This is a genomic window from Microvirga pakistanensis, from assembly GCF_004458765.1.
Classification (GTDB): domain Bacteria; phylum Pseudomonadota; class Alphaproteobacteria; order Rhizobiales; family Beijerinckiaceae; genus Microvirga; species Microvirga pakistanensis.
Genome location: NZ_SPJX01000187.1, coordinates 455,592 through 475,367 on the forward strand (window position 1 = coordinate 455,592; position 19,776 = coordinate 475,367).

Below are 19,776 nucleotides of genomic sequence, written 5' to 3' on the forward strand. Positions count from 1 at the left end.
GGCCTTTTGCGCGTTTTAGCCGGACGGGCCGCAAGCCTCCCTGAATTCACCCGCTACCGAGAGACAGCCGATGGCACATGCAAAACTGTTCACACCCTTCCGGGTCGGCGAGCTCGAACTCGCCAATCGTATCGTGATCGCACCCATGTGCCAGTATTCGGCTCAAGACGGCCGCATGACCGACTGGCACCTGATCCATCTGGGTCAGCTTGCCTTCTCGGGCGCCGCGCTTCTGACCATCGAGGCCACGGCGGTGGTCCCGGAGGGGCGCATCACCTACGCCGATGTCGGCCTCTATTCGGACGAAACCGAGGCCGCGATGGCGCGGGTTCTGGAGAGCGTGCGCCGCTGGTCCGACATGCCGATCGCCATTCAGCTGGCCCATGCCGGACGAAAGGCTTCCAGCGAGGTGCCATGGAAGGGGGGACATCAGATTTCTCCGGACCACGCGAACGGCTGGCAGACGGAAGCGCCCTCCGCGGTTCCCTATGCCGCGAGCGACGTGGCCCCGACCGCCTTGGACCGGGAAGGACTGGAACGCCTGCGCAAGGCGTTTGCCGAATCGGCGAGACGCGCCGCCCGGCTCGGCATCGACGCCGTTCAGATCCACGGGGCCCATGGCTACCTGCTCCATGAGTTCCTCTCGCCCCTGTCCAATCAGCGCACGGACGAATATGGCGGGTCGCTGGAGAACCGGATGCGCTTCCCGCTCGAGGTCTTCGACGCGGTCCGCGCGGCCTTCCCGGCGGAACGGGCCGTCACCATGCGCGTCTCCGGAACGGACTGGGCCGAGGGCGGCTGGACGATCGAGGAAACGGTCGCCTTCGCCCAGGCCCTCGAGGCCCGCGGGTGCAGCGGCATTCACGTGTCGAGCGGCGGCCTCACCTCGGCGCAGAAGATTCCCGTGGGACCGAGCTACCAGGTGCCGCTCGCCCGTGCCGTGAAGGCGGCGACCCGCATGCCAGTCATCGCGGTGGGCCTCATCACCGATTACGTGCAGGCGGAATCCATCCTCGCCACGGGCGATGCCGACCTCATCGCCCTGGCCCGGGCCATCCTCTACAACCCGCGCTGGCCCTGGCACGCGGCCGCGCATTTCGGTGCTTCCGTCAAGGCGCCCAGTCAGTATCTCCGCTCGCAGCCCCATCAATATCCACGTCTCTTCGACCTTCGCGCGGATGATTGAGGAGCCTCTCCGGCGTCATGCCGGCCCGTTTCCGTTGGGAATGGCCGGGCTTGACCCGGCCATGACGGGGAGGAACGTAAAAGTATGCGGAAGGCCGCGACGGCGCACGATCCGTCAGCTGCCTTCCTCCAGGGTGAAGCCGGCCTTCAGCACGACCTGGTAATGGCGCACTTCTCCATTCTCCACATGTCCTCTCGTTTGCAGAACCTCGAACCAGCGCAGGTTCCGCAAAGTCGTGCTGGCGCGCCGGATCGCGGTTTGGATCGCATCCTCGATGCTCGTTTCCGATGAGCCGACGAGCTCGACGACTTTGTAGACGTGATCGTTCATCAGGGGCTCCATGCTTTGCCGAAAGGCTGAATTGGAGCCCCGCTCGAGGAAACCCAGTGTGGCTTTTATATCCCTGCGGGGAATTGTGGTCGGACTAGACGGAATAGAAGCAACGGCGCAGGAACTTAGGACGATGTTCATCGTTGGGGTGCCGTCAGCTCGGCCATATGGGCCGCGCGCAGGAAGGGGACTCTCCATGAACTTCAAGATAGCTCTTGTTGCGGGTGCTCTGGCACTCGGCGTCGCGGGTTGTATGACGCCGATGGCTTCGGCTCCTCCCGCAGCCGTCACGAGTGCCGCGGTCTTCGTGCCGACGGCGGCCTCCTCGAACCTGTTCGAGATCGAATCGAGCCGCCTGGCCCTGCGCCGCGCCCGCGATCCTGAGGTCCGCCGCTTCGCCCGGCAGATGATCCGCGACCACCAGCTCGCGACACGCCGCATGGCGAGCGTCCTGCGCAGTTCCGGCATGCCCGTGCCGCCTCCGGCGCTCAACGCGAAGCATCAGCAGATGCTGGCGACCGTCGAGGCCGCTCCTGATTTCGATGCCGCTTACGTCAATGCCCAGCTCATGGCGCACCAGGAAGCGGTCGCCCTGTTCACGTCCTATTCGTCGAGCGGTGACGTGCCTCAGCTGGCATCCTTCGCAGGCCAGACTCTCCCGGTCCTGCAGATGCACCTGGACCACGTGCAGTCCCTCGGCGGCGGCGCTCCCGGGATGTAAAATCTTTGACACCTCACAAAAGGCCGTCGCGAGTTTCCTCGGACGGCCTTTTCTTTCGGTCAATGGTCTTGGCCGTACGCCACCACCTCCTGCTCAATCGCGCCGAAGATCGAGTGGCCGGCCCCGTCCTTCATCTCGATGCGAACCACGTCGCCGAAGCGCATGAAGGGGGTCCGCGGCTCGCCGTGCAGGATCGTCTCGACCGTGCGCTGCTCCGCGAGGCACGAATAGCCTAGCCCCCCGTCGGAAACGGGCCTGCCCGGCCCGCCGTCCTCGCCCCTGTTGGAAACGGTGCCCGAGCCGATGATCGTGCCGGCGCCCAGCGGCCGGGTCCTGGCCGCGTGGGCGATGAGCGTCGGGAAATCGAAGGTCATGTCGATGCCGGCGTTCGGCTTGCCGAAAGGCTTCCCGTTGAGGGTGGAGAGGAGCGGCAGGTGGAGCCGGCCTCCGTCCCAGGCCTCTCCCAGCTCGTCGGGCGTGACCGCGACGGGGGACAGGGTCGAGGACGGCTTCGACTGGAAAAAGCCGAAACCCTTGGCCAGCTCCGCCGGGATGAGGTTCCTCAAAGAGACGTCGTTGACGAGAACGACGAGGCGGATGGCCCTGGCCGCGTCCTCCGCGGCGGCGCCCATGGGCACGTCCCCCGTGATCACGGCGATTTCCGCCTCGAAATCTATGCCGTGGGCCTCGTCCAGGGCGGGGATCGGATCGCGCGGTCCCAGGAACGAATCCGAGCCTCCCTGGTACATCAGCGGGTCGGTCCAGAAGGATTCCGGCATCTGCGCCCCCCGGGCCCTGCGGACCAGCTCTACGTGATTCACATAGGCCGAACCGTCCGCCCACTGGTAAGAGCGGGGCAGGGGCGAGGCGCAGTCATGCTCGTGAAAGCGGAAGGAGGGCACGGAGCCGTGCTCGAGCTGTTCCGCGAGGTCACGCAGGCGGGGCTCGACTTTTTCCCAATCATCGAGGGCTTGCTGTAGCGTCGGAACAATGAAAAATGCATCCGTCGCGCGGGTCAGATCCCTCGAGACGATGACGAGCCGGCCATCACGGCCCTGTTTGAGCGAGGAAAGCTTCATAGCCACCCACCTGGTTGTTCGTGGTTTATCGAGCTTGCAACGAAAGAGTCCGCGGGGAAACGCCCATGACGACGATGAAGAGAAGAAACTTCCTGAAGGGTGCGGGCCTTGCGGCCGCGGCCACCTCCGTGGCGGCGCCCGCCATCGCGCAGTCGATGCCGGAGATCCGCTGGCGTCTGACCTCGAGCTTCCCCAAGTCGCTCGACACGATCTTCGGCACGGCCCAGACTTTCGCCAAGTACATGGCCGACGCGACCGACGGCAAGTTCCAGATTCAGGTCTTCGCCCCGGGCGAGATCGTGGGCGGCCTCCAGGCCATGGACGCCGTCGAGAACGGTTCCGTCGAGTGCGCCCATACCCCGACCTATTATTACATCGGCCGCGAGCCGGCGCTCGGCGTCGCCACCGGCCTGCCGTTCAGCCTCAATGCGCGCCAGTCCCATGCCTGGTGGCACTTCGCTGGCGGCAAGGAGATCATCAACGAGATCCTCGCCAAGTATAACTGCACATCGCTGGTCTGCGGCAATTCCGGCACGCAGATGGGCGGCTTCTTCCGCAAGGAGATCAACACCGTCGAAGACCTCCGGGGCCTCAAGTTCCGCATCGGCGGGCTCGGCGGTCAGGTGCTCGCCAAGCTCGGCGTGGTGCCGCAGCAGATCGCCCCGGGCGACGTCTATCCGGCGCTCGAACGCGGGACGCTCGACGCGGCCGAGTTCGTCGGCCCCTATGACGACGAGAAGCTCGGCTTCCTGAAGGTCGCCAAGTACTACTACGCCCCTGGCTTCTGGGAGGGCGGCGCCATGCTCCACCTCGTCATCAACAAGGCGAAGTGGGACGAACTGCCCAAGCACTACCAGGCGATCATGTCCAACGCCGCGGAAGCCGCGAACAACTGGATGCTGGCGAAATACGACGCGGTGAACGGCCAGGCGCTCCGCCGCATGGTCGGCGCGGGCGCGGAACTGCGCACCTTCTCGCAACCCGTCATGGAAGCCTCCCTCAAGGCTGCCAACGAGCTCTACGGGGAACTCTCGGCCAAGAACGAGAACTTCAAGAAGGCCTACGATTCCATGGTGGCCTACCGCAACGATGTGCTGCCCTGGTGGCAGCTCAACGAGTACACCTTCGACACCTTCATGATCCGCACGCGCGGACGGGTGTAAGCACCATGAAACGGCAGAGGAGACGGGCCTTTTCATCCGCTGTTCTCCTCTGCCTCGTGCTCGGCTTTGATCCTCCTGGCGCCGCTGCGCAGGATCTCGCAATCCCGGATGTGACTTATCCGAACCTGCCGCGGCAGGCTCCGTCGGCGGAGGGTTTCGTGCCCGAGGGCTGGGTTCTCGAAGAGGAGGTGTCCGGTGACCTGAACCGGGACGACGTCGACGATCTGGCGTTCGTCATCCGGCAGAAGGAGCCGAAGAACATCATCGAGAACACCTCGCTCGGCGAGAACCCGTTCGATACCAATCCGCGCATCCTGGCGGTTGCGTTCCGTCGCGGGCCGACCGGTGATTACGCCCTGCAGGTCGAGAACCACACGCTGATTCCCCGCCGCACGGTCCCGATCGCCGACGATCCCTTCAGGGACGATAGCGTGACGATCAAGCGGGGCGGATTGCACGTGAAGCTGTATTGGTGGATGAGCGCGGGCGGTTGGGAGATGTTCTCGGTGACGCACATTTTCCAACACCGGAACGGCCGCTTCGAGCTGATCGGATTCGACCGGGATACGACTCATCGCGGGAGCGGCGAGACGCGGGCAGTCAGCGTCAACTATCTCACCGGCAGGATGAAGCTCACCACAGGCACGATCGAGAGCGACGACACGAAGGTCAAATGGAAAACCCTGCCGCGCCGCCCGCCGCTCACCCTCGATTCCGTCGGCGACGGGCTGGACTTCGATCCCGAACATTAGGCTGGACGCTGCCGTGAAGGGCCCATGACCTCTCGTGTGGCGAGAGAGGCGTGCAGCGCTCATTTCGGCTCGCGCCGGTTGGGATCGAAGTGTTTCTTCAGGTCACGCCAGCAATCGATGTAGTTCTCCTGCAGCGTCGGCAGTTCGGCGGCGTATTTCGTCACGCGCTGCGGGAAGCGCGTCTCGAACATGAACGCCATGGTCCCGGTGAGCTTGACGGGTTTCAGCTCCACGTTGCTCGCGTGCTCGAAGGCCATGGTGTCCGGCCCGTGCGGCAGCATCTGGTTGTGCAATGAGAAGCCGCCGGGCACGAAACCTTCGGGCTTGGCGTCGTAGACGCCGTAGATCAGTCCCATGAACTCCGACATCAGGTTGCGGTGATACCAGGGCGGGCGGAAGGTGTTCTCGGCCACCGACCAGCGCTCGGGGAAGATCACGAAATCGACATTGGCCGTGCCGGGCGTCTCCGAGGGCGCGGTGAGCACCGTGAAGATCGACGGATCCGGATGATCGAACAGGATCGCGCCGACCGGCGAGAAGTGGCGCAGGTCGTACTTGTAGGGCGCGTAATTGCCATGCCACGCCACCACGTCGAGCGGCGACTGGCCGATCTCGGTGCGATAAAGCTCGCCGCCCCATTTCACGAACAGATAGGAGAGCGCCTCCTTGTCCTCGTAGGCCGCCACCGGGGTGAGGAAGTCGCGCGGATTTGCGAGGCAGTTCGCCCCGATGGGACCCCGGTCGGGCAGGGTGAAGGCGCCGCCATAGTTCTCGCACACATAGGCGCGCGCAGCGCCGTCGAGGAGTTCGACCTTGAAGATCACGCCGCGCGGGATCACGCAGATTTCGCCCGGCTCGATATCGATCACTCCGAATTCCGTGCGAAACCGCAAGGATCCCTGCTGCGCCACGACGAGATATTCGCCGTCCGCGTTGAAGACGTACTCGTTGTCCATGGAGCGCGTGACGAGCGCCACATGCGCCGCCATGCCGACCTGGGTGTCGGAATCGCCCGCCGTCGTCACGGTGCGAAGGCCGGTGACGAAGGTCAGCTCTTCATCCGGGAGCGGCATCGGGTCCCAGCGCAGCTGGCCGATGGGGAGATCGCTCTCATCCCGGGCGGCCGGAGCCGTGCGCATGAGGCCCTTGGCCACTTTCACGTAGCGGCCGGAATGCTTCACGGACGGCCGGATGCGGTAGAGCCAGGATCGCTGGTTCGTGGCCTGGGGGGCCGTGAAGGGCGAGCCGGAGAGCTGCTCGGCATAGAGCCCGTAATTGATCTTCTGCGGCGAGTTGCGGCCGATGGGGAGGGCACCCTCCAGCGCCTCCGTCTCGAACGAGTTGCCGAAGCCCGACATGTAGCCCGGCACGATGGCGCTGGTGCGGGATTTGTGGGGTTCGAAGCCGGGGACATTCTGAACGTTCATGAGCGCTCTCCCTGGAACCGAGCCGGTCCTGTGGAAGGGATATTGACCGGACGCTCCGCCAATCTAGTTGCTTGTGCAACGAATTTAGCTTATTAGTTGCACGTGCAACGAGTCAATGTCAACCATGGCCCCGCAGACCGCAGCGAAGACGCAGGACCTTTCCAGCCCCAGGGTGATCCTGGAGCACTTCTTGCCATATCGACTGAACGTGCTGGCGAGCCTGTCCTCCAATGCCCTGGCCCAGATCTATGCCGAGCGGTTCGGCCTCTCGATCCCGGCCTGGCGGGTGGTGGCGACCCTGGGGCAATACGAGTACCGCACGGCCCGGGACATCGCGGCCCACGGCGTCATGCACAAATCCACGGTTTCGCGGGCCGTCGCCTCCCTGGAGCGGCGCGGGCTGATCGCACGCCGGCCCAACAAGGACGACCGGCGAGAGGAGTTGCTGGAGCTGACCGCCGAGGGGCGGGACATCTACGAGGCCCTGGCTCCCGAGGCGCTGGCCTTCGAGGAGCGCTTCGTCTCGGTGCTCACGCATGAGGAGCAAAGGCTCCTCGCGTCTCTGATCGACCGGTTGAGCGGCCATGCCCGGCAGCTGGCTCCTGACGGGGAGGTGGAGGGGTGAAGCTCTACACCTATTTCAGGTCCTCGGCGGCCTATCGGGCCCGGATCGCCCTCAATCTGAAGGGCGTGCCCTACGAACCGGTGCCGGTGAATCTCCTGAAAGGCGAGCAGCGGGAAGAGGCCTACCGCTCCATCAATCCCCAGAAGCGTCTGCCCGCGCTGGATATCGGCGGGACGGTTCTCATCCAGTCGCCGGCCATTCTCGAATACCTCGACGAGGTCTATCCCGAGCCGCCGCTCTTGCCGGGCGATGCCGTGAACCGCGCGAAGGTGCGCGCCGTCGCGTCTCTCGTCGGCTGCGACATCCATCCTCTCAACAATCTTGGGCCGCTCACCTACCTCAAAAAGACGCTCGGGCACGAGCAGGCCGCCGTCGATGCCTGGTACGCCCATTGGGTGCGCGAGGGCTTCGAGGCCATCGAGGGCCTGATCGGGCCCGGTCCTTACTGCTTCGGCCCGCAGGTTACCCTGGCCGATGTCTATCTCGTGCCGCAGGTCTTCAACGCCCGGCGCTTCAACATCTCGCTCGATGCCTATCCGAAAATCGTCGCGGTGGATGCCGCTTGCACCGAACTCCGCGCCTTTCAGGACGCCGCCCCGGACCGCCAGCCGGACGCGGTTTGACGAAACCACGCATGGCCGCTTGCCGGCGATGCGTCCATAACAGGAGGAAAGCCATGGGACCGTTCCCGCACGACGCACCGCCGCCGGCCATCAGCGACGACAACCCGATGGGGACCGACGGCTTCGAGTTCGTGGAATTCTGCCATCCCGATCCGAAGCAGCTCGACACGCTCTTCAAGACCATGGGCTTCAGTCTGGTCGCAAGGCACCGCTCCAAGAACGTGATGCTCTACCGGCAGGGCGATATCAACTTCATCGTCAATGCTCAGCCGGGCTCCTTCGCCGAGCGCTTCGCCAGCCAGCACGGTCCGTCCGCTCCGGCGATGGCCTTCCGCGTGGTCGACGCGAAATACGCTTATGAACGCGCCCTCTCCATGGGCGCCAAGCCGGCGCAGACGGAGCGTGGCCCCAACGAACTCGAGATCCCGGCGATCGAAGGGATCGGCGGATTGCAGATCTATTTCGTGGACCGCTACGGCGCGAAAGGCTCGATCTACGACGTGGATTTCGAATGGCTGGCCGAGAAGGATCCGAAGCCGAAGGGTGTCGGCCTCTATTACGTCGATCACCTGACCCACAACGTCTATCGCGGACGGCTGAACGAATGGGCGGGCTTCTACGAGCGCCTCTTCAACTTCCGCCAGATCCGCTATTTCGACATCGAGGGCAAGCTGACGGGCCTGCATTCCCGCGCCATGACGAGCCCGGACGGCAAGATCCGCATTCCGATCAACGAGGACGCGGGCGAGACCGGACAGATCGAGGAGTACCTGCAGGAGTACAAGGGCGAGGGCATTCAGCACGTGGCCCTGGGGTCGCACGACCTCTACGAGTCCATCGAGACCCTGATCGCCAACGGGCTCGAATTCATGCCCGCCCCGAACGAGATCTACTACTCGCGCATCGACAAGCGCCTGCCGAACCACGAAGAGCCGCTCGACCGGCTGCGGAAGAACGGAATCCTGATCGATGGGGAGGGTGTGGTCGAGGGGGGCTTCACGAAGGTGCTGCTCCAGCGTTTCGGCAAGACCGCCATCGGCCCGATCTTCTTCGAGTTCATTCAGCGCAAGGGCGACGAGGGCTTCGGCGAAGGCAACTTCAAGGCGCTCTTCGAATCTATCGAAGAGGACCAGATCCGGCGTGGTGTCCTGAAGCCCGACGCCGCCTGAACGCGATTCCGAAGGCGTGATTCTGGAAGGCCGGACATGTTCCGGCCTTTTCGTTTGGGCGAGAGAGCCCGAATCTGCCGAATAGATGGACAGACTTATTCACAGGTTCACCGGCTCGTGATTCCGGAAAACATGACTTCGGAACTACAGATCGCAGGATCACGCTTCAGGATTAATCCTTGGAAATTAACGATTTATTAGGATTTCTCGCCAGGACTTAACGGAAAGTAAACAGTCGCGGGTGAAAACGTTGCCTTTGTGCAACATGCCCCTGAAAAGCCCTCCAGGTTGCCCAGTTTGTGCCTTCATTCGGTTGCTTGGCCGATCTCTCCAGCTAATGTTGCACCAGCGACGGGGGCACCCCAGTCGTCATTTGGTGAGTTCCAGCCAAAAAGGCGGACCGCCAGATCACTAGGGGAAAAGGGAGGTGTTTGGGGCTTCGGCCTTCAAAGCACAAAAGCCCGACCCCCCAAGGGTCTCGAAACTTTGGAGGTTTACCATGAAGCTCGTTAAGAGCCTTCTCCTCGGATCGGCTGCGGGTCTCGCCGCTGTTGCCGGGGCTCAGGCTGCTGACCTTCCCGTCCGGAAGGCCGCTCCTGTTGAGTACGTTCGCGTCTGCTCCACCTACGGCGCAGGCTTCTTCTACATCCCCGGCACGGAAACCTGCCTCCGCGTCGGCGGCCGTGTCCGCGCTGACTACGTTTACAACGAGCCGGATGATCGCACCGACGACGCGATCGGCTTCCGCGCTCGCGGCCGCATCCAGGTCGATGCCCGCACCGCCACGGCTTACGGCTTGCTGCGCGCCTTCGTTCGTATGGAGCTCTTCCGCGACACCGGTGCCTTTGCTGACATTCCTGGCGGTGTCACGGCCCGGTCCGACATCGAGCAGGCCTTCGTTCAGTTCGGTGGCCTGACCGCCGGTCGCGCCCTGACCTTCTTCGACAACGGCGACATCGACGCTCAGACCTTCCGCGGCGTCCGCTGGTCCGACCAGCCGAACGTCAACCTGCTGGCCTACACCTTCTCGTTCGGCAACGGCTTCTCGGCTACCCTGTCGCTCGAAGAGGGCCGTTATGCTGGTCGTGGCGAACTCGCCGGCAACATCGGCGTCGATGAGGAGACCGGCCTCCCCGTGATTGTCACTGATAACGGCCTTGTCGCCGGTCAGCGCACTCCCGACGTGGTCGCCAACGTCCGCTACGCTGGCACCTGGGGTTCGGCTCAGATCTCCGGTGCCCTGCACCAGATCCGCGCCGTGGCGCTTGCGGTCGGCGAAGTTGGGGACCCGGTTACGACCACCGTTCTGGGTGACACGGAGTACGGCTTCGCTGTTACGGGTCAGTTCAACGTGAACCTGCCGATGCTCGGCGCTGGCGACACCGTGTGGCTCGCTGCGACCTACGCTGACGGCGCTACCGGCTACCTCGGCTTCTACAGCGTGGGCAATCCCTTCGGGAACGCAGCCTTCGCTGAGGCCATCTACGACGCCGACGGCGAGATCGACACGACCAGCGGCTGGTCGATCGCCGGTGGTCTGCGCCACTACTGGACCCCTGAGATCCGTCAGAACATCTTTGGTTCGTACGCCAAGCTCGAGTTCGGTGGCGCCGGCGGCGTCGACTTCTTCGACGCAAACTTCGGTGAGGACTTCACCGAGTGGCAGGTCGGCACGAACCTCCTGTGGTCGCCGGTGTCCGGCCTGACCCTGGGTGCTGAAGTGCAGTACATCAACCAGGAGACCGGTTTCGCCGATCCCGATCTCGACGACACCGAGACTGACTTCTGGACAGCTCGTCTGCGCGTCCAGCGCGACTTCTAATCGGCTCGAACCGATTGGTTAGAGGAAACCCCGGTGGAAACACCGGGGTTTTCTTTTTGGTTCGACGGCAGGGCAGGGGCCATCGGCGATGTTCGAGTCGCCATCCGGGGAGGACACCCTATCTCTTGCCTCGACAGGCATGGAGCGGCTATTCCGCAGCATGCGCGTGACAGTCAGGAGTGGATGAATGCCTTGGCGTACGAACCGGTCACTCGACCCTCGTCTCATCTCGACTTTCGTCGGCATCGGGCTTGCCGTCGGCCTAGCAGGCTGCTCGACCTCGGCCGATGTGGCTTATGGCTCGTTTCAGGCCGGTCCCGGCTACCAGACGAGCCGCATGTATGAGAGCCGTGTCTATGGCGATACCCAGAGAGGGATCGGGGCCGAGAACTGCCGCACGGTGACGAGACAGGCGACGGACGCGTTCGGCCAGCTCTCGTCTTCGGAAGAGACCGTTTGCGATTAGCCGACCGGTCCGGAGAAGCCGCCGCAGCCATGCCGCCTTCTCGTCCGACGAGGGAACGAACGCCCACCTTGACGGTTGGCATAGCGTCAATGCTTCGTCAGGAGAACATCATCATGAACAACATCATCTGGCTGATCGGCGCCATCGTGGTCGTTCTTGCGATCCTGTCCTTCCTGGGTCTGCGCTAAAGCATCGGACCCAAAAGTGGACTTGCACTATTGGGGCTCATCCGATGCTTTCTTCTTAACTTTATGGGCTTCGTCGCAAGCGGACCAAAGGGCCGCACGATGCTCTGAAGATTCTGCCTCGTGTGCTGGCAGGGCAGCCGCAAGCTGCCCTGCAGCCATTTGAGATGTCAGCAGATTGCGAGTTTCTGCGATGCCGCCTCACTGGGCCAGGGCCAGAACGGCGGACGCAATGTTCACGAGCGCCAGCATTCCGACAAGCGTCGGAACGAGGGGAATCCGCAGGCGCGGTTGCCGGTCCTCATCCCGAAAAGACTTGCTGTGCCATGAAAGACGAGAGCGCAGGGCGACCATTGCTCTTCTCCTCAACCGGCTCTCCGAAAGAGCGGGTGAACCTTGAACCTGGTTGAGGCAATGGGAGGTGCGCCTTCGCACATCCTGGCCCGACATTCCTTGTTTTTGAGCGCCTGGAGCATCGGGCGTGAAAAGTGGATTTGCCCTTTCGGGATCCAATCCGATGCTCTCTTCTCTTTTCTCTTAAGACTAAGAGCATCGTCTCAGAGGACCCGAAGGGCCGCGCGATGCGCTAATGGCGTGTTGCAGTCTTCTGGATCTGCAGCAGCTGGCCTTCGATCGCGCGCATTCGCGTCATTAATCGATCGAGTTCGGTCAGGAGCAGCTTCTCGTCCTGCCTGGCTTTCTCGACAAGGTCTGCCGACGAGCCGTGGCGAATCCGGCGAAGGGCGTCAGCCAGCTGCATGTCCAAGAGCCGCATGGCCCGCTCCAAATCCAGGAACTCCTGATGTAACTGACTCTCCTTGAACACCACCGGATCCCGTGTGCGAAGCAGGCATTGTTGGCTAAAGCTACATTGGGCAGCCCAGTTCCTCCAGGGATAAAAAACGACGGCCGAGCACTTTTCTCAATGGTCAAGCTGAAACAGACGGCTTTCCTCACCGTTCTGTGATGAACGGTCCGCAGCGTGGCGCCCGAGGTGCCCACCTGTGGCCTCGTTTGCTGCTTCCGCCAGGGATGCGTAGGGCCGGGAAGCGATCAGAGACCGTGGTCAAGATCATGCATGGCGCTGCTGCCATCGGCGGGGCGCTGAATGCCCTTTGTCGGCATCCTGCCGAGGGGCCGAACGCCACGGTCGCCGAAGAATAAGGCGGGCAGAGGGAGATACCGCATGGGACAAAAGTTCGAGCCACGTCGCATAGCGCTGATTGTCGAGGATGATTTCGAGGTCAGGGGCCTGGCGGCCGCCCTCTTGGAAGAAACCGATCTGCGGGTGGTGGAGACATCCAGCGCTGAGGAGGCTCTGGATTATCTGCGGGAGCGTGCGGACGATGTTGCCTTCCTCTTCGCCGATGTTCGGCTTTCGCGCCTCATGACCGGTTTGGACCTTGCCCGAACCGTGCGCATCAAATGGCCGTGGGTTCGAACAGTCCTGACCTCCGGTCTTGCCCCGGATGAAGGGCTGAGCGAGATGCCGCGGGACGTGCGCTTCATGCCGAAGCCGTGGCGTGCGCTCGAAGTGCTGATGGAGGCCGAGCGGGCGGCTCAGGGCTATCGTCACAACTGATCCGGCCGGCCACAAATCCGCGGGACCCACGTCAACGTGCCATCTTCGTCCCACCGGCTCCTGGAACCTTGGCGCTCGTCGGGAATTTCCGTCAGCAGAAAGGATTTCACCGATGCCGCAGACAACCGTTGCCACTGGAACGTTTTCATCTCGCAAGGCCGCGAACCAGGCCATCCAGCGTCTCGTCTCCAGTGGCTTTGCGCGTAACAGCATCGAGCTTCACCCGCATGATGAGGGTGAGGGATACGACCTCGAAATTCATACCCGGGCGGAGAACGTCAGGCGTGCCAGAAGGCTGATCAACGGCTCATCCATGCCGCTGGCCGGAATGAGCATGCAGGACATGGGGCAGATGGCGTCCGGCGCGGTTCGGACGGCCCGTTCCCATCCGCTCATCCTGTTGGGCGCGGGCCTGCTCGCAGGTTTCGTTCTCTACAACCTGATCCCCCGCTCGGAAGATAGGGAGTCCGCACCGCGCGGGCGGTCGTCACGCTCCGGCCGACAGACGCATCGCGCTCGCCGCTGACCGAACAGGGGGGACTTACAGGTCCTCCCCGTCAGCGTGGTCGTCCTGACGGTCGCTGCGGGACTCCAGCATTCTCACCAGATCCCTGATGCGATCCGGCGCCGGCTCTTTGAGGACGTCTTGGTAATCAGCTTGAAGTTGGCGGCCGATGTGCTTGAGCAGTTCATTCTGGCCAGCCGCCGTCAATCCGTTGGAGCCGATGCTCCAAGCGGAGTGCCTGTTCGCGGGATAGGGCGGCCCATTGCCCTGGTGGAGCCGCTTCGGCATCCTTTCCTCCTCCATTGGTGTGTATGAGCCTAAGAACGGGCTGATCTGTCCAAGGTTTCGGTTAAGTTTCTGAAAAAGATGCATTTTTCGACAAATCATGGAGGCGATTTGTCTCAGGAGAAAACCCTCCTAAGTGCGGCAAGGCTGCCACGGGGCAAGAATGATCGTGCCGAGGCGACCCCCGGTCGCATTGGTTTTGCCCGATCCGTGGTTCACAAGCTCGGCTTTAGCAACGGGGCGGGGGCTCGAGTGATGCGTGAAGTCTTGATGGTTTATATCGGCGGGGTCATCCTGCTTCTCATGCTCTGCACCGCCATCGACGGCGACGAAGAGATCGGCTTCGACCACATCGTGATCGCAGCCTTCGGATGGCCGATCTTCACGTCGATTCTCGCCTTGAGAGCCCTGAGCAACCGCTGATCTGCCAAGAGCGTTTGTGGCCTTCAGCCGGTTGCTCTTTCCGTTGCTTCCCTTCCTTGGCGGATATTCCCTCCATATCGGCAGCGGACATCGGCCAGTGCGGCCAGGTGGCGATCGCCTTCAACCCGGCAGGCGTCGTCTGCTCCATCGACATGGCCTACGGTTGATGCCTATCCGGGCAAACCGCCGCCAAAGAAAAAGCGCCCGATAAGAGGGCGCTTCAGTTGCGATCCGTAGGGGCAAATAAAGGATCGTAGCCCTTACGTAATAATCAGCGGCTGAAAAAGCTATAGCGATAACTGTTTCCAAAAGTACTACCTCTAAAGTTCATATCCCTTCGAGGTGCCTCGGCTTCTTTCAAGATTGATCAAGCAAGGGCAAATCAGATAGTGCTTAGCTTGCCGTTAGGGGCATTTGACCTGAAGAGCCGTGACCTGAATTCAAATAACAACAGGCGCGGCTCTTATCCGTTTCCAATAAGTGTTCATCAAAGAAAAAGCCGCGACCAGAGTTGTTCTGATCGCGGCTATATCCGTGCTCCGCGAAGATCACGGCAGGTCTCGATGAAAAATAACGCTATGATTGAAACGATGACCGTCGCGATGAATGGAATCTGTTTACGCGGCGCTTTCAGGGGAGGCAATTAGACCAAATGGTCTAGATGAGCACTGCGATTCGCGGAGCAATCCCATGCCTCAAGATTCGAGCGACTGTGCCCAGACCAAGCCGGATTCCCTCGAAAGGCTTGTGCCGGGGAGTAGTCCCGAGGGGTGACGCATCCCGAAGAGAAGTGGATCAGAGCGATGCTGTTCCAGTTCCTGCATGAGTCCCGGGGATGGCAGGAAGTGGTGGGGGCGGCGTGGAATCGCCAACCCCATCTGGGTAAGAGGCCTTAGCAAGGCAGAAAGCTGAAAGTATTCCTTGCACATAGGTAGAAAAAGGGCCGCGCCCCGTCTTCTCTGACTGTGTTCGCGGCCCTTCTGACCCGTAATGCCCCTACGGATCGGGCTTACCTATGTTAATAATCTGATCCGATCAACAAAATTTAGTTTACAAATAAACGATAAAGGTTCGAGTTCAGCCGGATCAAATCGTTGACATGCCTGATTTCTCTCACGATCTGCCACATTTACAACATGATACCCAAGCCAATTAAGTCTCTCGACCTTTGATTTGCCCCTACGGGTCGGACCTCAAAAGCGCCCTCTCTTCCAGGGCGCTTTCTTTTTCAGGCAGGGTGATTGCTCATCCTTCTGATGGCGCCGTTGATGCTCTCCTGTGGAATTCCACTATCGGATGTCGACCTTGCGGAACGTGGTCCAGGAATACTCTGCTGTTCAGTGGAAGCGGCGGAGAATCGGGAACATGAAGCGAGGCGCGGTGGCATTTGAGGGAAGTGCCCGAAAAGGCCGCTCGTTTAAGCAGGTGTTAATCTGGCAAGGCGGAGAATCGAGCATCATCGAGGAGAACCGAGATGCTCTACGCTTCTCGTTCCAAGGCTACAGTCCTGATCGTCGAAGATGATGCGCTTTTCCGGGAACTGCTGACCCAGCTTCTTCTGACGGGCGGCTTCGATGTGATCGCGTTGCCGACCGGTGAGCAGGCTCTCTTGGCCTTGTGCCGGCATGGGGATCAGATCGACTGGCTCGTGAGCAAGATCAGGCTGCCGGGACTCCTATGTGGATGGGTGCTGGCAGACGAGTACCGTGAGCATCACCCTGATCGCCCCGTGGTGCTGATCCCGCCGCACTTCGAACCGGCCGAGATGTCGTCGGATCGGGTGGTGTTCGTGCCACCGGGAGCGCCGATGAGAGTGCTTGAGGTGCTTCAGGCTTTGAAGAACCCGGAGCCCACACGTGTGCTGCCGCTTCCTGAGGCCGGGGCCGCCTGAGGGGTCACCGTGAAACTTGGCTTGAGCGACCTGAGGCGGTAAGCCGAGGGATGCTCAAGCTCCAAGAGGATCTGCTCGGCCAACCGGTGAGGACAAATGGCTCAGCCCTCAGCCCGTCCGAGGGCCTCAGTCGGCTCACTCACGATATTGCCGATCTCAAGCTGCGGATCTCCGACCAGATCGCACTCATTCAGGAACTGGCTTGGGAGGCCCAAGACACTGCGTCCACGAAGGCGGCACTCTCTGAGATGCAGGAGACTCTCAGGGATTGGGCCGCCCACCGCCATTTGCTCACTAAGCTCCCAAACGATTGAGCGGCAACCCGTTTGAGGTTCGGGCGTTACTTGCCATCATAGATGCTTGAGGGGGGCTCCATGCCCGACAAGAAGCGTCTTCTCACATGCGGTTGTATCGGACTCGCAGTCGCGTCGTTCGTGTTGATTGGCGCTATCGTCGCCCAGCCGCTTCTTAGTGCCGTGTGGTCACCATCCGTGACCACCGCTCAGCTGCCCAATGCGTCCCCAAGGTAAGAGGCCTCGCTGAGGCACAGATTGATATTGGCAACGGGCTCTTATGAATATGAAAATGTTCGAGCTTACTGTTTCTAGCACTTGTTAATAAACTTTATCATTGTGTGAAGACGATTTGTCCCGACAATACTGATATAACTGGAACGATGTTGATCATCCTCGCGTTTGACCTGCAGATATCAATGAGGTCATTCGATGAGAGTTCTATTTTCTGTCGCTGTTATTGCCGCCGTCAGCCTTCCTCTTGGTGCTCATGCGCAGTCGGCTGATGAGGCCGCTGGTGCAGGTGCGGGTCTGGCGACGGGTGCTGTGGCCGGTGCGATCATTGGTGGTCCGGTTGGGGCTGCTCTCGGCGGAGCAATCGGTGCCATTGCGGGCGGGGCCCTTTCGGCCCCTCAGGCGGCTCGGGTCCAGCAATATGTGGTGACGCAAGGCACACCATCTGCCTACGTTCAGGACCAAGTCGTCGTGGGAGCGCCTCTGCCGCGGACGGTAAGCTCTTACCCTGTTCCTGCGGATGTGGGTGTGAATACCCAGTATAATTACTCGGTGCTCAACGAGCGTACGGTAGTGGTTGACCCGCAGACCCGCCGCGTCATTCAGGTCATCGACTAATTCACCTGTCGGAAGCGAAAAGGGCAGCCGCATCGGCTGCCTTTCTTCGTTGTGTCGTGCATCGAGGGAGTCGCTTCAGGGCCTCAGCCCTATCGACCGAGTCAGGCTGACCATACGCCCGCGCCACGTCGAGAGGGGCGTGTCCGGTGACGGCCTCCGACACTCGCTCGCGGATTCTATTAAAGCATCGGACCCAAAGTGGATTTGCACTTTTGGGATCCACTTTTCACTGACGTGGCCCTTCGGGTCGCTGACGCGGCCCTCTGGGTCCGCACGATGCTCCAGGGCCAGCAATCTGCTCGAACGTGTGACGCCCTGGGTGATCGGGTCTGACCTCAGGATCATCGACTCCGATCTCGAGGCCCCGCTCCACAAGGTGATTGCGGGTCTCAATCGCTTGGGATCGCCCCATGCCCGGCCGCGTTCGATGGCAGAACGACCGAACCCCTTGAAGCGCAGGATCTTCTTGAGGATCAAGCGCTTCCAAGAGGGTTGGTGCGGACGGCGGGGGTCGAACCCGCACGGGCATAGCCCGAGGGATTTTAAGTCCCTTGCGTCTACCGGTTTCGCCACGTCCGCATTGCCATGAGGGTTATCGGTCTCACGGCCGGAGCGCAAGCCTGCTGCGCTTCGAAGGCGGTCACTCGGGCGTGCGGAAGCCGTAGATCCAATCGTACCGGTTCGACATGCTTTCGGGCCCGATCCACTGCATGATCTTGTCCCGGCCGAAAGCCACGAGCGCCCCCGAATGATAGATGCGTCCGTTCCGGCGGCCCTCGGCCTGGATGCGGGTCACCCGCTCGAGGCGATGCCGCTCGTACGCGGCCAGGGCCTGAGCGACATCCTGTCCATCGCCCTTGAAGAGGGCGGCGAGGGTCGCGGCATCCTCGATGGCCAGCGCTGCGCCCTGAGCCAGAAACGGCAGGACCGGATGGGCGGCGTCGCCCAAAAGGGCGATCCGCCCCTGGGCCAGTCGCTTGATGGGATGGCGGAAGAGGGACCAGCGCAGCCACTCGCGGGGCATGCCCAGGAGTTCGCGCAGGGCGGGAGCGGCGCTGCGGTAATGGACGAGCAGATCCTCTGCGCGTCCGGGCGCGGACCAGCCTTCGACGGGCTCCCGGGCCTTCTCGATGGCCACTACATTGACCAGATTGCCGCTGAGGATCGGGTAATGGACCACGTGGCCCCTGGCTCCGAGCCAGAGCCCGGTCTCGTTGCCGTCGAGCTCCTGCGGGACGAGCCGGCGCTCGACGGTCGCCCGCCAGGCGACATAACCATGGAACCGGGGCGGGGCCGTGTCGCCGATGGCCTGTCTGACCTTGGACCAGATGCCGTCCGCCCCGATCACGACGTCGGCCGTGATGCTCTCCTGTGACCCGTTGGACGAGGTCCAGACGATGTGTGCATGATCGGGAGCATTCCGCACCTGCTCGACCTTGCGTCCCGTGACGATCCGGATCGAGGCTTCGGACCGGACGGCGTCGAGCAGGATGGTCTGCAGGTCGGCCCGATGGACCACCCAATAAGGCGCGCCGTAGCGCTGCTGCATGTAGGCGCCGAGGGCGACTCCGCCGATCGGCCGGCCCGACGAAATGCCACGCACCACCACGCGGTCGGGAGCCGTCGCCACCCGCCGCAGGGCGGGGGCGAGCCCGAGCCCGATGAGGATGCGGCTGGCATTGGGGGAGAGCTGCAGGCCCGCGCCCACTTCGCTGAAGCCCGGGCGGCGCTCGATGAGGGTCACCGAATGACCCTGGCGCGCGAAGCTCAAGGCTGCCGTCAGGCCGCCGATCCCGGCGCCGACGATGGCGATGGAGAGGCCCTGCACCTTAACGCGAGGAAGGATCGGTTGCGAAATCCGGCTCCCAGACGCATTCGGCCGGACGGGCCTGATCGGCCTTCAGGGACGGGTCGTACTTGAACAGAGTCGAGCAGTAGGAGCAGACCGTCTCGGTGTCGTACCCCATGTCGATGAAGATATGGGGATGATCGAAAGGAGGCGTGGCTCCGATGCACATGAACTCCTTCGAGCCCACATGAATGACGGGAACGCCCGGATCGTTGTGGAAGTGAGGGGTGCCTTTGTCAGCCATTGCCGTTGCTCTGAAGCCGTGAAATTCGCGCGCACCATAATGGCCGAAGGCCCCCGCGCCTAGACCCAAAATTCCGCGCTGCAGGGCAGCTTCGCCCGACCGGCCTCCGCCGCCGGAACGCCATGATGGATTGATGTCAAAGAGCGTTCGGGCAAGCGGGATTGGGCTGCGGGCCATGTGGCGCGCGGCCTTAAGCGGGAGAGGCGATCGAGGGAGGGCGCGAGGAGCGGACCGGCTCGATGCTGTGGGAAGGGAGAAGCCTGTCGGCTCCCCGCGCACGGTTCTTTTAGGCGGACTGTCGACG

At 62.3% G+C, this 19,776-nt stretch carries 22 protein-coding genes and 1 tRNA gene; 14 read left to right on the plus strand and 9 right to left on the minus strand.

Going from position 1 to position 19,776, the window contains the following annotated elements; genetic code table 11:
• The first annotated feature begins 70 nt into the window (after nt 1–70).
• Nucleotides 71–1,186, plus strand: a complete 1,116-nt coding sequence (locus E4K09_RS13885) for an NADH:flavin oxidoreductase/NADH oxidase (protein ID WP_134497936.1) — start codon at nt 71–73, stop codon at nt 1,184–1,186.
• A gap of 114 nt (nt 1,187–1,300) precedes the next feature.
• Here the strand turns inward: E4K09_RS13885 and E4K09_RS13890 are convergent, their stop codons facing one another.
• Nucleotides 1,301–1,516 carry a dodecin gene (locus tag E4K09_RS13890; protein WP_134497938.1) on the minus strand — a complete coding sequence of 72 codons (216 nt, stop codon included), beginning with the start codon at nt 1,514–1,516 and terminating at the stop codon, nt 1,301–1,303.
• Between the two features lie 196 nt (nt 1,517–1,712).
• Here E4K09_RS13890 and E4K09_RS13895 point away from each other — a divergent pair, with 196 nt between their 5' ends.
• Nucleotides 1,713–2,237, plus strand: coding sequence for a DUF4142 domain-containing protein (locus E4K09_RS13895; RefSeq protein WP_166802310.1), 525 nt, complete (start codon nt 1,713–1,715; stop codon nt 2,235–2,237).
• Between the two features lie 59 nt (nt 2,238–2,296).
• Here E4K09_RS13895 and E4K09_RS13900 read toward each other — a convergent pair whose 3' ends face one another.
• Nucleotides 2,297–3,316 carry a fumarylacetoacetate hydrolase family protein gene (locus tag E4K09_RS13900; protein ID WP_134497942.1) on the minus strand — a complete coding sequence of 340 codons (1,020 nt, stop codon included), beginning with the start codon at nt 3,314–3,316 and terminating at the stop codon, nt 2,297–2,299.
• A 74-nt stretch (nt 3,317–3,390) separates the two neighbouring features.
• On the opposite strand from E4K09_RS13900, the gene E4K09_RS13905 reads away from it, so the two are divergent.
• Both E4K09_RS13905 and E4K09_RS13910 read left to right on the plus strand, forming a co-directional pair.
• A complete protein-coding gene (locus tag E4K09_RS13905; protein ID WP_166802316.1) occupies nt 3,391–4,479 on the plus strand; it encodes a TRAP transporter substrate-binding protein in 1,089 nt (362 codons plus the stop codon).
• A gap of 5 nt (nt 4,480–4,484) precedes the next feature.
• Entirely contained in the window at nt 4,485–5,231 is a 747-nt protein-coding gene (locus tag E4K09_RS13910; protein WP_134497946.1) for a hypothetical protein, read from the plus strand.
• A 59-nt stretch (nt 5,232–5,290) separates the two neighbouring features.
• Here the strand turns inward: E4K09_RS13910 and hmgA are convergent, their stop codons facing one another.
• Nucleotides 5,291–6,658, minus strand: a complete 1,368-nt coding sequence (gene hmgA / locus E4K09_RS13915) for a homogentisate 1,2-dioxygenase (RefSeq protein WP_134497948.1) — start codon at nt 6,656–6,658, stop codon at nt 5,291–5,293.
• A gap of 190 nt (nt 6,659–6,848) precedes the next feature.
• Here hmgA and E4K09_RS13920 point away from each other — a divergent pair, with 190 nt between their 5' ends.
• The 5 genes from E4K09_RS13920 to E4K09_RS13940 all read left to right on the plus strand — a co-directional run bounded on the left by E4K09_RS13920 (nt 6,849) and on the right by E4K09_RS13940 (nt 11,363).
• Entirely contained in the window at nt 6,849–7,283 is a 435-nt protein-coding gene (locus E4K09_RS13920; RefSeq protein WP_204985724.1) for a MarR family winged helix-turn-helix transcriptional regulator, read from the plus strand.
• Nucleotides 7,280–7,906 (plus strand): maleylacetoacetate isomerase, encoded by a 627-nt coding sequence (maiA, locus tag E4K09_RS13925; protein ID WP_134497952.1) that lies wholly within the window; start codon nt 7,280–7,282, stop codon nt 7,904–7,906. The genes E4K09_RS13920 and maiA overlap by 4 nt, the downstream gene beginning before the upstream one ends.
• A gap of 53 nt (nt 7,907–7,959) precedes the next feature.
• A complete protein-coding gene (gene hppD, locus E4K09_RS13930; RefSeq protein WP_134497954.1) occupies nt 7,960–9,075 on the plus strand; it encodes a 4-hydroxyphenylpyruvate dioxygenase in 1,116 nt (371 codons plus the stop codon).
• Nucleotides 9,076–9,574: 499 nt separating this feature from the next.
• The gene (locus tag E4K09_RS13935) at nt 9,575–10,897 is read left to right on the plus strand and encodes a porin (RefSeq protein ID WP_134497956.1); all 1,323 of its coding nucleotides are present in this window, start codon (nt 9,575–9,577) and stop codon (nt 10,895–10,897) included.
• Between the two features lie 187 nt (nt 10,898–11,084).
• Nucleotides 11,085–11,363, plus strand: coding sequence for a hypothetical protein (locus E4K09_RS13940; protein WP_134497958.1), 279 nt, complete (start codon nt 11,085–11,087; stop codon nt 11,361–11,363).
• A 386-nt stretch (nt 11,364–11,749) separates the two neighbouring features.
• On the opposite strand, the gene E4K09_RS29060 is transcribed toward E4K09_RS13940, so the two are convergent.
• Both E4K09_RS29060 and E4K09_RS13945 read right to left on the minus strand, forming a co-directional pair.
• Nucleotides 11,750–11,902: a hypothetical protein gene (locus tag E4K09_RS29060; protein ID WP_166802311.1), complete on the minus strand. Its 153-nt coding sequence runs from the start codon at nt 11,900–11,902 to the stop codon at nt 11,750–11,752.
• Between the two features lie 232 nt (nt 11,903–12,134).
• A complete protein-coding gene (locus E4K09_RS13945; RefSeq protein WP_134497960.1) occupies nt 12,135–12,374 on the minus strand; it encodes a hypothetical protein in 240 nt (79 codons plus the stop codon).
• Between the two features lie 360 nt (nt 12,375–12,734).
• Here E4K09_RS13945 and E4K09_RS13950 point away from each other — a divergent pair, with 360 nt between their 5' ends.
• Together E4K09_RS13950 and E4K09_RS13955 are read left to right on the plus strand one after the other, a co-directional pair.
• Nucleotides 12,735–13,130, plus strand: coding sequence for a response regulator (locus tag E4K09_RS13950; RefSeq protein WP_134497962.1), 396 nt, complete (start codon nt 12,735–12,737; stop codon nt 13,128–13,130).
• Between the two features lie 112 nt (nt 13,131–13,242).
• Nucleotides 13,243–13,656 (plus strand): hypothetical protein, encoded by a 414-nt coding sequence (locus tag E4K09_RS13955; protein WP_134497964.1) that lies wholly within the window; start codon nt 13,243–13,245, stop codon nt 13,654–13,656.
• 15 nt (nt 13,657–13,671) lie between these two features.
• Here the strand turns inward: E4K09_RS13955 and E4K09_RS13960 are convergent, their stop codons facing one another.
• Entirely contained in the window at nt 13,672–13,923 is a 252-nt protein-coding gene (locus tag E4K09_RS13960; protein ID WP_134497966.1) for a NepR family anti-sigma factor, read from the minus strand.
• A gap of 252 nt (nt 13,924–14,175) precedes the next feature.
• Between E4K09_RS13960 and E4K09_RS29065 the strand changes: the two genes are divergently transcribed.
• The 3 genes from E4K09_RS29065 (at nt 14,176) to E4K09_RS13970 (ending at nt 17,379) form a co-directional block, all read left to right on the plus strand.
• A complete protein-coding gene (locus E4K09_RS29065; RefSeq protein ID WP_166802312.1) occupies nt 14,176–14,343 on the plus strand; it encodes a hypothetical protein in 168 nt (55 codons plus the stop codon).
• A gap of 1,474 nt (nt 14,344–15,817) precedes the next feature.
• Nucleotides 15,818–16,234 carry a response regulator gene (locus E4K09_RS13965; RefSeq protein ID WP_134497968.1) on the plus strand — a complete coding sequence of 139 codons (417 nt, stop codon included), beginning with the start codon at nt 15,818–15,820 and terminating at the stop codon, nt 16,232–16,234.
• Between the two features lie 725 nt (nt 16,235–16,959).
• Nucleotides 16,960–17,379 carry a DUF1236 domain-containing protein gene (locus tag E4K09_RS13970; protein WP_134497970.1) on the plus strand — a complete coding sequence of 140 codons (420 nt, stop codon included), beginning with the start codon at nt 16,960–16,962 and terminating at the stop codon, nt 17,377–17,379.
• Between the two features lie 493 nt (nt 17,380–17,872).
• Here the strand turns inward: E4K09_RS13970 and E4K09_RS13975 are convergent.
• From E4K09_RS13975 to E4K09_RS13985, 3 genes are all read right to left on the minus strand, one after another.
• Nucleotides 17,873–17,958, minus strand: a tRNA-Leu gene (locus tag E4K09_RS13975).
• A gap of 61 nt (nt 17,959–18,019) precedes the next feature.
• On the minus strand, nt 18,020–19,207 hold the full coding sequence (locus tag E4K09_RS13980) for an FAD-dependent oxidoreductase (protein WP_134497972.1): 1,188 nt from the start codon (nt 19,205–19,207) through the stop codon (nt 18,020–18,022).
• Between the two features lies 1 nt (nt 19,208).
• Complete coding sequence (locus E4K09_RS13985) at nt 19,209–19,472, minus strand: zinc-finger domain-containing protein (RefSeq protein WP_134497974.1); 264 nt, start codon at nt 19,470–19,472, stop codon at nt 19,209–19,211.
• Nucleotides 19,473–19,776: the final 304 nt, after the last annotated feature.

What these genes read in the sequence shown, in the direction of transcription:
- E4K09_RS13905 (WP_166802316.1), top strand. Translation starts at nt 3,391, where the DNA reads ATGAAGAGAAGAAACTTCCTGAAGGGTGCGGGCCTTGCGGCCGCGGCC.
- E4K09_RS13960 (WP_134497966.1), bottom strand. Translation starts at nt 13,923, where the DNA reads ATGCCGAAGCGGCTCCACCAGGGCAATGGGCCGCCCTATCCCGCGAAC.
- E4K09_RS13935 (WP_134497956.1), top strand. Translation starts at nt 9,575, where the DNA reads ATGAAGCTCGTTAAGAGCCTTCTCCTCGGATCGGCTGCGGGTCTCGCC.
- E4K09_RS29065 (WP_166802312.1), top strand. Translation starts at nt 14,176, where the DNA reads ATGCGTGAAGTCTTGATGGTTTATATCGGCGGGGTCATCCTGCTTCTC.
- E4K09_RS13895 (WP_166802310.1), top strand. Translation starts at nt 1,713, where the DNA reads ATGAACTTCAAGATAGCTCTTGTTGCGGGTGCTCTGGCACTCGGCGTC.
- E4K09_RS13900 (WP_134497942.1), bottom strand. Translation starts at nt 3,316, where the DNA reads ATGAAGCTTTCCTCGCTCAAACAGGGCCGTGATGGCCGGCTCGTCATC.
- E4K09_RS29060 (WP_166802311.1), bottom strand. Translation starts at nt 11,902, where the DNA reads ATGGTCGCCCTGCGCTCTCGTCTTTCATGGCACAGCAAGTCTTTTCGG.
- E4K09_RS13890 (WP_134497938.1), bottom strand. Translation starts at nt 1,516, where the DNA reads ATGAACGATCACGTCTACAAAGTCGTCGAGCTCGTCGGCTCATCGGAA.
- E4K09_RS13940 (WP_134497958.1), top strand. Translation starts at nt 11,085, where the DNA reads ATGCCTTGGCGTACGAACCGGTCACTCGACCCTCGTCTCATCTCGACT.
- E4K09_RS13955 (WP_134497964.1), top strand. Translation starts at nt 13,243, where the DNA reads ATGCCGCAGACAACCGTTGCCACTGGAACGTTTTCATCTCGCAAGGCC.
- hppD (WP_134497954.1), top strand. Translation starts at nt 7,960, where the DNA reads ATGGGACCGTTCCCGCACGACGCACCGCCGCCGGCCATCAGCGACGAC.
- E4K09_RS13970 (WP_134497970.1), top strand. Translation starts at nt 16,960, where the DNA reads ATGAGAGTTCTATTTTCTGTCGCTGTTATTGCCGCCGTCAGCCTTCCT.
- E4K09_RS13950 (WP_134497962.1), top strand. Translation starts at nt 12,735, where the DNA reads ATGGGACAAAAGTTCGAGCCACGTCGCATAGCGCTGATTGTCGAGGAT.
- E4K09_RS13910 (WP_134497946.1), top strand. Translation starts at nt 4,485, where the DNA reads ATGAAACGGCAGAGGAGACGGGCCTTTTCATCCGCTGTTCTCCTCTGC.
- hmgA (WP_134497948.1), bottom strand. Translation starts at nt 6,658, where the DNA reads ATGAACGTTCAGAATGTCCCCGGCTTCGAACCCCACAAATCCCGCACC.
- E4K09_RS13885 (WP_134497936.1), top strand. Translation starts at nt 71, where the DNA reads ATGGCACATGCAAAACTGTTCACACCCTTCCGGGTCGGCGAGCTCGAA.
- E4K09_RS13985 (WP_134497974.1), bottom strand. Translation starts at nt 19,472, where the DNA reads ATGGCTGACAAAGGCACCCCTCACTTCCACAACGATCCGGGCGTTCCC.
- E4K09_RS13965 (WP_134497968.1), top strand. Translation starts at nt 15,818, where the DNA reads ATGCTCTACGCTTCTCGTTCCAAGGCTACAGTCCTGATCGTCGAAGAT.